Source organism: Paenibacillus sp. 01T442, from assembly GCF_056398345.1.
Window position 1 is genome coordinate 1 of sequence record NZ_JBFTPF010000102.1, and the last position, 15,980, is coordinate 15,980.

Annotated in this window: 15 protein-coding genes; 3 read left to right on the top strand and 12 right to left on the bottom strand. The window is 40.5% G+C overall.

Annotated elements, in window-relative coordinates; genetic code table 11:
- From mnmH to AC1DLM_RS32220, 7 genes are all read right to left on the bottom strand, one after another.
- On the bottom strand, window positions 1-768 hold a 768-nt coding region (gene mnmH, locus AC1DLM_RS32190; protein WP_477572257.1), incomplete at its 3' end, for a tRNA 2-selenouridine(34) synthase MnmH.
- A 50-nt stretch (window positions 769-818) separates the two neighbouring features.
- The gene (gene selD / locus AC1DLM_RS32195; protein WP_441991823.1) at window positions 819-1,868 is read right to left on the bottom strand and encodes a selenide, water dikinase SelD; all 1,050 of its coding nucleotides are present in this window, start codon (window positions 1,866-1,868) and stop codon (window positions 819-821) included.
- 274 nt (window positions 1,869-2,142) lie between these two features.
- The gene (locus AC1DLM_RS32200) at window positions 2,143-3,252 is read right to left on the bottom strand and encodes a Ger(x)C family spore germination protein (protein ID WP_477572258.1); all 1,110 of its coding nucleotides are present in this window, start codon (window positions 3,250-3,252) and stop codon (window positions 2,143-2,145) included.
- Window positions 3,249-4,652, bottom strand: a complete 1,404-nt coding sequence (locus AC1DLM_RS32205; RefSeq protein ID WP_477572259.1) for a spore germination protein — start codon at window positions 4,650-4,652, stop codon at window positions 3,249-3,251. Before AC1DLM_RS32205 ends, AC1DLM_RS32200 begins: the two co-directional genes overlap by 4 nt.
- The gene (locus AC1DLM_RS32210) at window positions 4,649-5,731 is read right to left on the bottom strand and encodes an endospore germination permease (protein WP_477572260.1); all 1,083 of its coding nucleotides are present in this window, start codon (window positions 5,729-5,731) and stop codon (window positions 4,649-4,651) included. Before AC1DLM_RS32210 ends, AC1DLM_RS32205 begins: the two co-directional genes overlap by 4 nt.
- 107 nt (window positions 5,732-5,838) lie before the next feature.
- Window positions 5,839-6,534 (bottom strand): DUF7002 family protein, encoded by a 696-nt coding sequence (locus AC1DLM_RS32215; RefSeq protein ID WP_477572261.1) that lies wholly within the window; start codon window positions 6,532-6,534, stop codon window positions 5,839-5,841.
- A 304-nt stretch (window positions 6,535-6,838) separates the two neighbouring features.
- A complete protein-coding gene (locus AC1DLM_RS32220; protein ID WP_477572262.1) occupies window positions 6,839-7,240 on the bottom strand; it encodes a GNAT family N-acetyltransferase in 402 nt (133 codons plus the stop codon).
- 562 nt (window positions 7,241-7,802) lie between these two features.
- Between AC1DLM_RS32220 and pdxR the strand changes: the two genes are divergently transcribed.
- Window positions 7,803-9,239, top strand: coding sequence for a MocR-like pyridoxine biosynthesis transcription factor PdxR (gene pdxR / locus AC1DLM_RS32225; RefSeq protein WP_477572263.1), 1,437 nt, complete (start codon window positions 7,803-7,805; stop codon window positions 9,237-9,239).
- Between the two features lie 102 nt (window positions 9,240-9,341).
- Here pdxR and AC1DLM_RS32230 read toward each other — a convergent pair whose 3' ends face one another.
- The 4 genes from AC1DLM_RS32230 to aroC all read right to left on the bottom strand — a co-directional run bounded on the left by AC1DLM_RS32230 (window position 9,342) and on the right by aroC (window position 14,019).
- Entirely contained in the window at window positions 9,342-10,427 is a 1,086-nt protein-coding gene (locus tag AC1DLM_RS32230; protein ID WP_477572264.1) for a Ger(x)C family spore germination protein, read from the bottom strand.
- Window positions 10,424-11,485, bottom strand: coding sequence for a GerAB/ArcD/ProY family transporter (locus AC1DLM_RS32235; RefSeq protein WP_477572265.1), 1,062 nt, complete (start codon window positions 11,483-11,485; stop codon window positions 10,424-10,426). The genes AC1DLM_RS32230 and AC1DLM_RS32235 overlap by 4 nt, the downstream gene beginning before the upstream one ends.
- The gene (locus tag AC1DLM_RS32240; RefSeq protein ID WP_441991832.1) at window positions 11,482-12,825 is read right to left on the bottom strand and encodes a spore germination protein; all 1,344 of its coding nucleotides are present in this window, start codon (window positions 12,823-12,825) and stop codon (window positions 11,482-11,484) included. Before AC1DLM_RS32240 ends, AC1DLM_RS32235 begins: the two co-directional genes overlap by 4 nt.
- A 138-nt stretch (window positions 12,826-12,963) precedes the next feature.
- A complete protein-coding gene (gene aroC, locus AC1DLM_RS32245) occupies window positions 12,964-14,019 on the bottom strand; it encodes a chorismate synthase (protein ID WP_477572266.1) in 1,056 nt (351 codons plus the stop codon).
- A gap of 147 nt (window positions 14,020-14,166) precedes the next feature.
- Between aroC and AC1DLM_RS32250 the strand changes: the two genes are divergently transcribed.
- Both AC1DLM_RS32250 and AC1DLM_RS32255 read left to right on the top strand, forming a co-directional pair.
- Complete coding sequence (locus AC1DLM_RS32250; RefSeq protein WP_477572267.1) at window positions 14,167-15,045, top strand: LysR family transcriptional regulator; 879 nt, start codon at window positions 14,167-14,169, stop codon at window positions 15,043-15,045.
- Between the two features lie 77 nt (window positions 15,046-15,122).
- Complete coding sequence (locus AC1DLM_RS32255; protein ID WP_477572268.1) at window positions 15,123-15,602, top strand: hypothetical protein; 480 nt, start codon at window positions 15,123-15,125, stop codon at window positions 15,600-15,602.
- A 74-nt stretch (window positions 15,603-15,676) separates the two neighbouring features.
- Here AC1DLM_RS32255 and AC1DLM_RS32260 read toward each other — a convergent pair whose 3' ends face one another.
- A complete protein-coding gene (locus tag AC1DLM_RS32260) occupies window positions 15,677-15,895 on the bottom strand; it encodes a hypothetical protein (RefSeq protein ID WP_171636023.1) in 219 nt (72 codons plus the stop codon).
- Window positions 15,896-15,980: the final 85 nt, after the last annotated feature.

The following is a 15,980-nucleotide window of genomic DNA, read 5'->3' on the forward strand; positions in this document are numbered from 1 at the left end:
ATACTCTTCAATGATATGTCGAGCACGTTCAAGAAGGGGCATTTCTATGTAAAGTTGTGCACCCGAATCTTTTTTGCTAACGATGAACTCAGGAATGACTGCTTTTCCAATCCGCTTGCTTTCTCCCTCGATCAGAAAATAAGGTGAATCCTTCAATTGCATAAGTTTAGTGACAAGATGGGCTTCAAATGTCTTCTGATTGTTTGCTTGGAGGCCGACATGACCGAATATAGATCCCCGATGCCCGGCAATTGCTTCTAAGTCCAGCACAGGATAACCATCATCTTGAAGACGTCTTAAGACAGCCGTTTTCCCTGCTCCTGTATTCCCAGAAATCACACATATGCGAGGTTTGAAATCCATCTTCTCAAGCGTGGCAACGACCCATCTACGATAGGAACGAAAGCCTCCTGTTAAACGATAAGTTCTAATTCCCATTAACGAAAGAACTGTCGCAGACGTATGACTTCGCATGCCACCACGCCAACAGAATACCGCTTTTTGTTCTTTGATTCCTTCAAATAACTTTACAAAAGTCGGCAATTTGGCTGATATGATCTCAAGTCCTCTATCTTTAGCAGCCTGTACACTTACTTGCTTATAAATGGTTCCAATTTCTGCACGCTCGTTATCATCAAAAAATGGAATGTTTATGCTTCCTGGAATCGTCGCGTCCTGAAACTCGGAAGGCGAACGGACGTCGATCATAACTAACTCTTTCTTGTCTCTAAGAGCTAACAATTCTTCTATGGTGATGTCTTGAAACAATGAATCTCGCCCCTTTAAAGTTTTCGTAAGAAAACTAACGTAGCATTCGCTTAGATGACTACAATACGTCCCGAATGTTCTTCTGTGATTTCCCCGATCATACTTGCCTCGACTCCGCCTAATTTCAACTTAGTAAGCAATTCATCTGCCTGGTCTCCAGCCACGGAAATTAGAAGGCCTCCAGATGTCACGGCATCGCATAAGATCCATTGACCGATCTGATCTAATGTGTCTGGGAAAGTAACTGAGTTCTGTACATGGGCGAAATTATTTTTTGTGCCACCAGGAACAAAACCTTCTTCAGCCAATTCCCTAACTCTCGGTAATAAAGGCACCTCATTTGCGATAAGGCGGATGCCGACTCCACTACCTTTAGCCATTTCAAGAGAGTGTCCGATTAAGCCAAAACCAGTAACATCTGTGCAAGCATGCACCTCAAATGGTTCCATCGTTTCTGCTGCCGTTTTATTCAGTGTAGCCATGACCTGTGTTACTCGCTCTATTTCTTGTTCATTTAACCTATCCTTCTTAATTGAAGTGGTCAAAATCCCTACACCAATTGGCTTCGTCAGAATCAATTTATCTCCAGGAATCGCTCCCGCGTTGGTGCGTATCTTCTGAGGATGTACCAACCCAGTAACAGCAAGGCCGAACTTAGGCTCATTATCGTCAATGGAATGTCCACCTACCAGTGTAATGCCTGCTTCCTTCATTTTGTCGCCAGCGCCACGTAATATGTCAGCTAGCACATCCTTGTCCAACGTACGAATCGGAAATGCTACAATATTTAGAGCGGTAAGCGGCCTGCCACCCATCGCATAAATGTCACTAATCGCATTAGCTGCAGCTACTTGCCCGAACGAATAGGGATCATCCACGATTGGTGTGAAAAAATCTACCGTTTGCACTAGCGCAAGCTCTTCGCTTAGTTTATAAACTCCAGCATCATCACTGGTGTCAATGCCTACAAGAAGGTTGGGATTTGGAAGCGCTGGAGGTAATTTCTTAATCACCTCAGAAAGATCTGCAGGACCAATTTTACAGCCGCATCCACCCTTGGTTGAATAGGATGTAAGCTTAATTTTATCAGATGTCGACAATGTACCTCTTCCTTTCTTTATTCAGCAGTAAATATGAATGTTTTATTATGATACCATCATAACCTATTTACCTGATCATAAACACCTTCGAATGGAGCGATCGCTCTTAGACGCTTTTATCTAGCAGTGCAGCTGCCAGATCTCGTTTTGCGCCGCGGTATATCGCTGATATAAATACAAAAGCTTAACTCAGTTAAGAGTTAAGCTTTTAAACGTGCTTTAAGGAGCGTAAGGTGTATCACTAGTCGTATTCCATTTTATGAACTCCAACAACTCACATCTTCTTAAGCTCTCCTGTATGTTGGATTTTGACCTGGACATTGATTTGGTTTAACGATGAAGTAGAAAGCTCAACATCCTGCCAGTGTTTCAATCTTTTCTTAAACATCACATTACGAAAATTGTACATATCAGCATCTATCCTTAACCCTTCTTCAAACGTAGCTCGAATTTCTTTTTTAATTTGCTCCTCTGCTTCTTTCTCCAATTCTTCCTCGGTTGGATGGCTGTCAAGTAGCTCAACAATATTTCCGGTGACTTTAACCTCTATATTAAACACCGGTTTCCCATCTTGTTCTGTAAGTGATATGTTAGATTTGGGTTTTTCAAGTGAAATGATCGCGTGCTTGATCTCAATCGATGATCTTGATGTATCTTTCTCCATCCATCGCAATCCGTTAAGATGAGTGTTTGCTATCCAACCTTGTAAACCTTTTTTTTGTACAACAAAAACGCCATTTACTTTCAATTTATTTTCAGCTTTCTTCTCGGACTGCCATGCTGTTTTATCAACGGTGAGAGTTGGTACAATGGCTGTTTCACCAGGTTCATTCAGATTAATTTGATATTCCTGCGCAAGTAAAGGCTTTATGAACGATCTCTGATGATAATTATCTTCAGGTTGGCCAAGAATGCTGGTGATCGGTGACGATTGAAAAAAAGACGGCGTTTTAAAGATATCCTCAATGGATGATCCTTTTGTGCCGAATATCCAAGGTGTATATCTAAATTCCCTGTACCGCTTTAAATTATCGAAATAATCCTCCCCACCGGATTGCATCGCACTTTCAGTTAATAAGTACGTACGCACATGGCTCCAATAAATCCTTTTTTGCACCGTCTCATAGATATTTCCTAATGCCAAAGAGAGCGTCTTCCCACTCCCTTTTCCAACGTATATTTGAGGGCCGGTATCTCTACCACCTGATTCTGACTTAGCTACACTACCAAAAGATACCATTTGAATGTAGACCTCATACAGATTGTTTTTATAATCTACCCCTATGGCAGTCGCGTAAAGTAAATCTTGAATATTTTTATTATCCCAACACCCGGATAGGCAGATCATACTACACAGTGTGATGATGAGTGCCATTGGTTTCATTGTCTCTCTCCCTGAGATGTAGAATCAATTGGATGTAGCATATCCGGTCTTTTGGTTTTGGATTTGAAAGGACGATCAAATAGTGCTAATAGKGACGAACTCACATTGAGTTCGGCGATCGGTGACCAGTAGGATATACCGAAAGATGTTAGTGTTGAGGTATAAGCAACCACAGAAATCAATCCGATAAAGAATCCATATATACCCAACAAGGATGATATCACCATAATGTAAATCCGAATAATGGTGACACTTCCGGTCAAGGATTGATTAACCAAAGTAAAGGATGCCACAGCAGACGCTGCTGTAACCATTAGCAAAGCCGAAGAGGCAAGTCCAGAACGAATTGCAGCATCCCCAATAATAAGCCCCCCGACTACTGTCACCGTTTGACCCACAGGTTTCGGCAGACGTATGCCTGCTTCACGAAATAGTTCGAATAAGCCCAGAATTAATAAGTTTTCTATCGTCGTTGAATAAGGTATGCCCATACGTGCTACTGAAATGGTTGCAAGTAATGGAAACGGCAGCTGGTCGATATTAAAACAAGTCAATGAAATATAGAATCCAGGTAGAAACATCGCCACTATTAAACCGACAAGACGCAAGAAGCGCTGTAATATCGTATAATAGTAAGCAGAATGGGCATCCTCCGGTGATTTTAACTGCTCGGTAAGATTTGATGGGCCGATGATTGCCATGGGAGATCCGTCCAAAATGATCACAAATCTACCTAGTAGAAGTGCCTCTGCAGCGAAATCAGGTCTTCCAATCGAGTCCACTAATGGAAATATGGAATCACTGGAATCACTTAAATATTCCTCCAATTGCCCGACGCCAATAATAGAGTCCACATCAATTTGTGAAATTCGACGCTTCGCTTCAACAACGAAATCCGGATTAATGATATCTCTGATATATAGAATTGCTAAACTTACATTCCCCCTTTTACCTACAACGTAATGTTCATATTGCAGTGAAGACGTTTTTAATCGTTTGCGAATGAGCGCAACGTTTGTAATGACTTCCTCTGTAAAACCATCGCGCGGTCCGCGAATAGAAATTTCACTGATGGATTCTTCGGGTTGCCGTTTTGGCGGATTGGAAATATCGGCTTCGTAGGCGTGTGTTTTATTCTCATGGAAAAATAAGACAATCACGTTTCCTGAAAAAACGCGCTGCTCAATTTGACTTAGCTCCTCGTTTTCGTCAATAAGCTTCAACTCATCATTTCGAATCATGTCCGTCATTCGTGGGAGCACATTTTCATTCAACTGCTTGCTATCCACCATGCCTTCGCAATAAACAACTTGCGCACCGCTGTGTAGCTGAAATTTCACATCATAGCAAGAAGCKAACAATGCCTTGAAATCAGCCACTTTGGCATATTTGATGATCATAGCAACCCTCTCTTTCTTGTTGTCATGTAGGCAATGGCAGTCCAACAGAGGATGGATAACGTGGATAGTGGATAGAAGTAATTTTTAGTAAAAGCTAAAAAATTGGTATCATGTATATGAAGCTCTACTCCGATAAACAAGATCGTCGTGCATATACCAATTGCAATTTTATTAGGCCGATGCTTCGATGTCAGCAAATCGCCTATTAAAAACAGTCCCACACTAATTAGAATAGTAGTACTACAAAGCCACTGGTAGATCGATAAAAAGTCAAGATGCTCCACGAAACTGCTGATTCTAACTAATCGCCACTGTGTAAAGAGGGGGAACCGTTGTTTGGAAGCTTCGTAGGGTCCGAATATTGTCAATACACTCATAGCAGCATTGATGAAAAACAACGAAATAACAGACAACAATAGTACAAAATGCTTCCATTTGAAAGTGCCTTCCGTATGTGGTTTTAGCAATAATACCAAAAACAATGTCATGTTAGTCCGAATGGTGGTAATCGTTCCTTCCACGATTGGACGGGTTCCCTCGCTGAATAACGGAAGCAGCAAATTAAGATGTCTCCATTTAAAAGTAAACACCGCCATAAAAACAATTAGAAATATAATAAGTGGGATTAAAACAGAATAAGTAATAGCGATCGGTTTAATTCCCTTAACAGCTAAGTAGGCACACAACATTAATAAGGGCAATGCGATCGCCCAAATCGGTGTAAAAGGCAGAAAAAATGATTTAACCCATATGACAACATTTTTCTCAATGATAAACAACTCACATATTAAATATAAGGCGATCCATAATCTAACTAACCATGCGATCATACTTCCCATCTTAAGTTCAAGCACATGGAGGAAGGAGTGGTTTGGAGGTAGCTTGTTTACTATTTTATAAACCMAAAAAGCATAGGCGAGGAACACGATGCTGCCAATAATACTGCTGACAAACGCATCCCGTTTGGCTTGTTCAATGATTATAATGGAACCTGAAATTTGGCCTAAGGCTAAAGTTCCACTCATACATAGAATACAGGCAAGTAAGGGATTGATTTTAGGATTGGAAAACGTTGACATGAGCTCACCTCCTGCTCCTATATTTTCCAACTCGATATTTTTTTATCCCAAGTTTAGGTAATCGGTACAAAGCTAAAAAAGCCTGAACCATATAAGGTTAGGCTTCTTTACATTGTGGCTAGATTCTTAAAATCCTGAATAGATTGGGCAAACTCCCTCCATTTTTCGGGAATCCCCTCCCTATTGTCGCAATAAATATACTGTAAATAACGTGACAAGCTCGTTACTTCCCCTTCCACAAGAACCTCGCGTATCTCAGAAGGTTTTGAAGGCACATCATGGTCTCGCGCAATCTCGAATTGGTCTAGTGTAACAAACATCTGTAAACTTTTCTTATAGGCACAACGATTTGGGTACCGCGGTGAGCTTCCTGAATCATACTTAGATAATTTAATATCGTCATAAAACTCATCAAGCAACGCATGCGCATCAAATTGAAGAATGGCAAAGGCTTCATCTGATTCTCTTCTCGCATACATCTCCAGCATTTTTAGACAATCTCTTGGTGTCGGCCAAAAAAATACGTGCTGATCCAGATAGCTATGAAATTGCTGATGAGTTATGGTTTCACTCATGACTTGGTCTGCAATTCGTAAATGAGCATTGGCAACAAATACATGTCCGTCTAAATGAATTTCTTGCCTCACTAACCGTCTCTCCTTCGATAAAGCAGGGTCAACCTTATGACAGGAATACAAAGCATCTAGATGCGCTATGGAGGGCAAGTTCCGTACTCTCGTAAAATGAAAGAATGACTTCCTTTTTTTACTGTTCGTTATTTTATCTACGATTTCATTTCTCATATGGAAGAATCTACCTTCGTTGTTTCAATAAAAGGTCTTAATTCCATTTCACCTCACTAACCTTGTATTCATAGTAAGTCACCTCTATATTCATATTTGTGTAGAGCCGCGGCACTCACTATGATTGCCTTCCTGCATGCAAGGAACATCCTTATCTTACCCTTGTAGGAGGAAGTGATCAATGTTGTTGTTTCTATTGTTCCTATAGATAAGATGACTAGATTGAAAACAAAAAATCCGCCAATTTAGCGGATTCTAATCGAACTAATTGAACATATGCTTCATCCATGCAGCTTCTACAGCCCTAAATGAAATCAAATCGATGAAATAACGAATTTCGATCAGGGTACTCATAACGAATCGGCAGATCATGTTTGGTTATCGCGACCAACCCATTTTCCTCAAAAAAGTGTTGAGACCTTTTTGCAATTGCAGGCGTGTCCAAGAAAATGGTTGTTGCTCCTTGCTGCCTTGCATACTCAAGAATTACGTCCAATAATTCTTGTCCAAAAGAGAGTTCCATCCCCCGATTTTCGATATATATAAAAAACTTTTTAATAGGAAAGATATCATGCGTGTTCGTCTGCTCCAAGGTGCTTCCCCATTTATTCTCTTTCAAGTCAATGAACTCATGATGATGAAAAGATAATATGAGCTCAACAATTTCCTCATCATAACGATCTATTAATACTCTTAAACTACTCATGTTACTTACCCTCATTCGTTCAATATGTATTCAATATCCAACGCTCCGAGTGGCATACCGGCTATTTAAACGCTGCAATAATTCGCTCAGCCACACCAACCGTTTGACCACTAGCATGAATCCCTTCTAAAATAACTGAAAATTTCTCGCTGCCTAAGCGAGCGACAGTGCCACAATCATGATAAACTAATGATAATAAGTACATACGATATTTAAAATAACAAAGACACACAATCCTCATCATAACTACATTTGCTCACGATGTAACCATCCACTCAACAAGAAAACAAACCATCCAATGTGACCTCAGAAACCTATACTTTTCATAACTTCGTTTTAATAACTTAATAGTAAAATTTTACTTAATTAGCATACACAAGAGAATAACATATATGATATGATACTTAAAAATTACAAAGAACAGTTGCCAAGTATGAGAAAAATAGTTAAAAATGACAACCCTACCTATGGAAAGCTGGGTGTTTTTTTATATTTTAATGTTGCTCATTTAACGTAACTTCAGATAGTTATGACAAAAATTTGATAAAAGTTGGTATATTATATGTGGAAGCCTGATCGATCAAGCAAAACGCCTATTTATCAACAAATTGCAGATTACATGGAACACCGCATAGCATTTGGAGAGTTCCCTCCTGGCAGTACGCTTCCTTCCGAACGAAAATTGGCCGCCGTACTACGCGTTAACCGAAGTACTGTGGTAGCTGCTTACGAAGAACTTCGTGCTACTGGCATACTGGTAAGTAGTAAAGGCAATGGTACCATTGTTTCCAATCTGAATGAGGAGAACATGACTAACCAAACTCCCAACTGGAAAGAGTATGTAGAAGGAGGAAATTTCCTCCCCAATCAACCATTCGTACGCCGTATTCGCGAAGAATTACTTCACAAAAAGGGGCTTATCGACTTTGCAAGCGGCCAGTTGTCACCAGATCTATATCCGCAGGATATCGTCCGTGAACTTTTACAAAAGCGGCCCTTTCATGAACAACTCGGTTACGATAACCCGCAGGGGTGCGCACAACTGAGAGAAACGCTTGTTTCATTTCTTGCTAAGCATCTTCACATTCATACAACTTACTCATCTATATTAATTTCAGCTGGTTCCCAACAGTCCTTATATTTAATTCTACAGTGTTTATTGAATCCTGGAGACGCGGTTGCGATTGAAGACCCGTCATACTGTTATTCGTTGTCCATGTTTCAATCGGCTGGCCTTCGCTTATTCCGTATCCCCTCCTATGAGCACGGCATAAATCCAGAAGAAGTTATGACACTATATCGCAAACACAAAATTCGCATGTTATTTGTAAACCCTAATTTTCAAAATCCAACGGGCAGTGTAATGCCTACTGAACGAAAAATTAGGTTGCTTGAAATTGCATCGGAGCTAGGCATCCCAATCGTTGAAGATGACACCTTCACTTTAACCGCCTTCGATGGACATCCACCTCCTACCTTGAAATCATTAGATAAGAATAACAATGTCTTATATATTGGTTCCCTATCMAAAACGGCTTCTTCTGGCTTACGAATTGGTTGGTTAATCGCTCCACAATCCGTTATTAGTCGTTTATCCGATGCTAGACAACAGATGGATTTCGGCTTGAGCAGCATTCCGCAGTGGGTTGCCAACCATTTTATCAAGGAAGGTCATCTCGATAATCATATTCATTTCTTGCGAACAGAATTAGCAAAGAAGAGAAATGAACTCATGCGAGGGCTAACAGAAATTATGGGAGATACGATTTCATATTCCATACCTCAAGGTGGGCTTACACTTTGGTGTAGAATCAATCGTGAAGTTGATGAATTAAAATGGCTTGAAGAGTCCACCAAAAGAGGCGTTATATTTATACCGGGAACTGTTTATGGATCCAATAAAGGGTGGATTCGTCTAAGCTTTGCAAGGCCCCATTTCGATGAAATTATTCCAGGTATCCAACAACTTCATGCTGCTTTAGAGATGTGCAGTAATTAATGCTTTGCAGCTACTAGCTACACAAGGTGTTCAAGCAGCAGCCATGGACCAGAAAATAAAGTCCTTGACTGCTGCTGTTTTATTGTACAAACGTTATTCTCTCTATTGGTCTYGTTTTTTGATTTTATTCGGAGACTTTACATATATACTGTTGAGTATGGTGATTTCTGCGGAGATTTCATAGTCCAAGTCTTCAAACCAAATCTTTTTCCAATCTCTTATTTGTTCATCGTTCATCTTTTTCCGGAAAAGTTGTCCTATAGCTAGAACGTCTGCCTTATCACTTTTAAGATCTGTTATTAGTTTTTGAGCTCTTTTCTCGATGATTTCTTTGAGTTTCTTCGTAATTTGACCCTCCGTTTCTTCGTTTTTATTTTCCAAAATCTCTACTTTCAAGAGAATACGACTTTTTATCTGAGGCCCTGATGCAGTCCAATTAAGGGCATGTTTAATAGTTGCTTTTTTAATCCTCACACTACTATCTTCGGCAACTTCAATGGTTCCACCCGTATATCTTTCCTGAAATACATTGTAAATTAATACTTCATCAGAAGAAATTTCCCCTACCATTTTATCCCCACCCATAATGGCTGATCCTTTAAATTGATACAGGGTATCTGTTCCTTTTGTAAGAATAGGAATCGACATGTCTTGTGTGTTGGATTTAATATTTCGGTAGGCTTCCCATAAGCGTACGATGGTCGTTTCAGGTGTCCAACCAGCCTGCTCACTGAAAAAATCATAAGAGKAAAGCTCTGGATTTGCATTGATTTCGTGATGGATAACATCATGGAAATCGCCTTTAACTATCGCTAGTAACCCTTTAATGGAGATATCGTTTGCCTGAATCGCATAATCGATAATATCGCCAATACCTTCCTTTGCCGTTTTTTCACAGATAAGGAACAGTCGGATATGGAGAAGATCAATACTTTTTTCCGATTTTGTTCGGATGTTGTCAACCGCATTGTTGATTGTCGCGGAGCTGCTCTCCATATATTGAGAGCCTTTTTTTTGAGGACTCGGAATTTGTAAAATAATTCTGTAATCCTGATTCTTCTCTTTACATATTCCCATCACTACGGGCATGAGTCGCTTATTAATATCTTTCGTATCCCAACAACCTGTAAGGAGTGTACTCAGGGTACTTAGAACCAGTACAACCGTTAGAAATGATCGATGGATCAAGCCGGCTTCCTCCTAACCCTCAAACCCATGAGAATGATGACAAGTGGGATACCAATGATGCAGTAGAAGCATAAGATAGTATTTAACGTAATATATTTCCCTAGTTTATCGATATTATCCAAATAACAACTGAAGATATAGGATAAAATGCCAACGATGAGGACTGCTATCCCTCTATTCTTTTTCAAAAATAGTTTTTCGATCAGCGTTGACATCATCCAGAAACTCACTGCAGCTGCTACCATCGAGATAGCGATCATGGCAATAACGAAAAAAGTTGGGAGCCAATCAAATACAATCCACTCACTATCAATCGTGTCAGAAGTCAATACATTCGGATAGCGAAAATAAATAATCGATTCCTGACCGAAAATGAGCATGGGCACATACACAGAGGACATTGCAAAAATAAGAAGTATTCCCAACATCGAAGTGATTTGGCGAAATGGCAATCGCCGCCTCATCTTAACCAATCCTAAGAACAAGAAGCCCGCATGCACGAAAAAGGCAGAATAAAACGTCGGTTTCTTGAAGAAACTGAGCCGAGTATCGATGATTGGATAGATGTTATTGATATCGAAATTACTCATTGCGCTAATCAAAGAGAATAGCACCAAGGGAAACACACAGATGAATACGACCATACCTCCTCTTGAGATCGCGTCATAGCCTTTCCAAGCGACGTAAAGGGGAATGATATACAACAATAAAATGAAATACGTAGGGGTATTAGGCAGTAATAGGATGCTGATCGATTCCATTTCATAGCTGTGCGTAAAGTTGGAATCCAGAAATAAATAGACGATCAGCGGAATAAGCAAAAGACGCKCCATCCATGTCCCTGATACTTCTTTGCATATATCAACGAGGTCCTTACCTGGAAAAGAAGCAAGTCCCTTCACATAAACCCATACGCAGCACAATTCTAGAAGAAAACCAAGAACAATAGGCTCCCAATGCCCTTTGGATGTAGACTCAATCATTTTGACGGGATAGATATAAAAATACAACGAGAGGTGAACGATGACAAACATCGTTAATAGGGCTTTATTGCTCATTTGTTTTTCACTCTTTTGGTAGAAAGGCTTAAATAGGGCACCTCAAACGTTGTAATTGTGCCAAGGTAAAAACAAAACAAGACGATCGATACCATTAGGCCGAGTATGCCATACATAGCGCTAAATAAAATGACTACATATTTGTACAATCGGATGGATACTGTGTTCATATAGGTGCCCATCGTAAAATGTGCAATTGTCGATCCAGCTACAACAATGATAAGAAAGTAACTGACTAACCTTGCTTGAACGACCGCTTGTCCTAGAATAATACCGCCAACCATCGTAATGGTTGGACCAATACTTTTGGGAAGACGAATGCTCGCTTCGATGACCATTTCAATAATAAACAGCATGAGAAGCAATTCAACTAACACGGGATAGGGAACTCCTTCTCTCGAGTTTGTTATCGATACAGCCAATTGAATCCGCAACAATTCAGGGTTCACAGAATTAAGAACTACATATAACCCTGGCATGGTTAGCGCGATGATTAAACTCGCGATACGAATAATTCGGTATAAATACATGAACATTGGTAGTTGATCTTTATCTGTTTGTACCTCCCAAAAGTCCGATATAATAGAGGGAAACGAAATCGAGAACGGAAAATGATCTAAGAAAAGGATCACTCGACCGTCCATCAGATTGTGTTTGGTTGTCGAAGGAAGCTCGGATGTGACATAGGTTGGAACAAGACTGTAGGAAGGCTGTTTGAGCGCTTTCAGCAGCCCTTGAACATTCGAAACATCCATCATGGCATTATCATTCAAGCAGGTATGGATGAGTTCAACGACCTTTGGATCCACTTGTCCATCCACATAAAGAACAGCCACATCACGTGGAAGTGTAGATCCAAGGGTAAAGTTCTGAATATGTAAATTTTTGATTTTCATTTTATTGCGTATAAGACTTATGTTGGCATAAATGTCTTCCGTAAAGGCATCTAACGAAGTCTGAATCGGATTCTCCGTTTGTGCAGACGTAATACCTCGATTCATGTTGACGGAAGAGGGCTCAATCAACATGTTATCGTAGCCTTCTTGTGGGAAAATAACCAACTTACCTTGTAATACGGCATTCACGATCTCAGTCAAGGGGACATTCACTCTTACCGATGGGGATAAGCCGATTTGTTCGATCGGATTGTCCTTGCCATGAAGAAGTGACAGCCTATTAACTAGGTTGTCAAACGTTTCTTCATAATGAACCAATGTTTCTAAATAGCATATGTGGACATGCGCCTCATAAATATAAGCATCCCTGCTTACAAAATCAGATGTATGCTCAAAAACTTCATCGATATAGGCTAGTTTTTCTATTGATGTCGTTCTGTTCATCTTTCTTCTCGCCTCTTTACTTGAAATTTCCTCTCCTTTTAATATCCTCCAATTCGGTTTCGATTACTCTAAAAAAGAAAAAAACCAGTGTCTCAGCCTGATGTTCAGACTGCACTGGTCATTTAACTATCGTTCTATCTATCCGAGATTAGCTGCTTGTCGTTTATACAAATCTTCCAATACTAAGCACGCCATCGCTTCAACCACGGGTACGATTCGCGGGCAAATACATGGGTCATGGCGACCTATCGTTCGAATTTCTTGTTCCTCACCATTCACGTTTAACGTCTTCTGGGCAACAGAAATCGAAGAAGTCGGCTTCACGCTAATTCGGAAAATAATTTCTTGACCCGTACTAATCCCGCCTAGAATTCCTCCAGAATGGTTACTGAGAAATCCGTCACTATCCATTTCATCATTGTGCTCACTACCTAGCATTGTTGCAGCTGAGAAACCCGCACCAAATTCAATGCCCTTCACAGCTCCAATAGACAGCATTGCTTTCGCCAATTCAGCATCCAATTTATCAAATACCGGCTCTCCAAGACCAGGCATAACTCCACGAATCCGGCATTCTACGATACCTCCACAGCTATCACCAATCGCAGCTAATTGCTCAATTTTTACAATCATTTTGGCTCCGGCAATCGGATCACATGCACGTACTGCATTGCGTTCAATCGCATCTTCATCGAAGGTCTGACAAGGAATTCCTCCGATTTCTTGGGTATAGGCTACCACTTGTACACCTCGATGTTCAAGCAGTTTTCGAGCGATTGCCCCACCTGCTACCCTACCCGCAGTTTCTCTACCCGAAGCTCGCCCACTTCCGCGATGATCGCGGATTCCGTATTTCTGCAGATAAGTGAAATCCGCATGGCCTGGTCGAAACGAGTTCTGAATATCATTGTAAGCTTCCGGCTTCATATCTTGATTATAGAGATTGACGAACAGCGGCGTACCCGTCGTTTTCCCTTCGAAAACACCCGATAAGATATGAATGATATCATATTCTTTGCGTGGGGAGGTCACCGAGGATTGGCCAGGCTTTCTTCGATCCATCTGTTTCTGAATATAGGCTTCATCGATCTCGATGCCTGGTGTAACACCATCCACAATGACGCCTACCGCGGCTCCATGTGATTCCCCGAAAGTTGTAATTTTGAAAATTTCACCGAAAGTATTTCCTGCCATATGATTGTAATCCTCCTATTTAGTAAGTAACTTCTATGCCTAACGTAGACCTCTTTTGTATTTTTGCTATATGCCAATTATAATGAGTTCTATGAAATAAATGAAATTGGAATATACACAACTTGTCATAGAGGTGATCTATATCAAATGATGAATTTAGAATGGTATCGTATCTTTTTACATACGGCCAAATGCCGAAATTTAACGAAAGCTGCGCAAGAACTTCATATAACGCAACCGTCCGTGAGCTATGCCATTAAGCAAATGGAAGAGGCAGTTGGGCTTAAATTATTTCATCGTCTGTCCAAAGGTGTTGAGCTCACAGAAGAAGGACGCACGCTGTTTGACTATGTGGAACAATCCTTTGCTATGCTGGATTCGGGACAGAAGCATCTTCTCAATCTGAAGCAATTACATCAAGGTGAGATTCGGATCGGGGCAAGTGATTCATTGATTAAGCACCTCCTGTTACCTCAGTTGAATGCTTATCATAGGCAATATCCAGGCATTCGGATTCGTTTATCACACGGGAAAACCGGCGAGATTACGAAGCGTTTAAAGGAAGGTGAAATTGACTGTGCCATCGTTCATCTACCGATTGAAGATTCGGATTTGACGATTCACACGATTGCGACGTTGGAGGATTGTTTGGTGGTTGGGGAAGATTTCCGAGAATGGACGAACCGTTCCATCTCTACGAAGGATCTCGCGGAGCTACCTCTTATCTTCTTATCGCCAGGGAGCAGTACTAGAGTGTCTATAGAAAAATGGTTTGCAGCACAAGGATTCACGGTGAATCCAGATATTGAATTAGGGAATATTGATCTCCTAGCGGAGTTCGCACGGTTAGGTTACGGGGTTGCCTTCATAAGTCGGTCATTTGTACAGGATGAGCTTCGATCAGGCACTCTCTTTGAACTCACATTGCAGGAACCACTTCCACCGCGCAGCATTGGTTTAGCCGTTCGTCGAGATATGAAATTATCGCTAGCTGCTGAAGGTTTTGTTCAGATTCTACTCGCGTAGTTTGACGTAAATGAACCATACTCCTTGTTCCAACGTCTTAATTAAAGTAAGAAATCTAACTGTTTAAGGAGTAATGCATGAAAAATTTTCTCACATCACGATTAAACTGGACTAGAATTAGCGATCAACTAGAGTCTTATTGGGAAGCAAACGTACTGAAATGGAAGAAACGCCTAAATCCATTGACGAACAAAATCGGATTTGGCATCTACTTTTATAAAAACATGACCTTAAACCTCAATCGTTTGAACAAAGAAATTTTACAAATTGCTGAGGATCATATCCATCTTGGACTTCTCAAGAAACCCGAGTTCCCCAGTTTTATCTCCGTTGTTGATGGCATTCATGCGTCCACGATGGTTATGAAACTACCCAATCATATCACGAAGCAAATCACGACTATGGTTAGAGCGCTCCCTGGGTTCAAATCCTTACAAGCCATTGCCTGTGAGTATGGGTACAAATGTGAACTGCATTACAATCAAGKGAAAGCATTTTTCGGATCGTTGCAGATTCACTTTATCAAAATCAACACGTTTCCAACGATGTCGGCTTAACTTCTACATAACACCCTATTCCGCGTCAAAATAAAAAAATCTCCAGTTATGGAGATTTTTTTCTGTATTTATGTCTATTCAATTGAATATCGAATAAAAGCTAGCAATGCTAATAAGCCTGCTGCAATCGAGATGACGTACAATGATGTAAGCCTTACCCACTTCGTGCCTGTTTTCTGAAAATAGGACTGATCCCCTTCACGATTTTTACGAGAAAAACCGATGAGGAATGTCGACAATAAGCCAAACAATAAAATAACAGAAAATATCACAAAGTAAATGGATGTATTCATATGAAAAGCGACCACCCTTCTTTTGTCTAATCAAAATGTCTTCACCTAAATTATATAGGAGCTTGTATGATAAATCATATACATC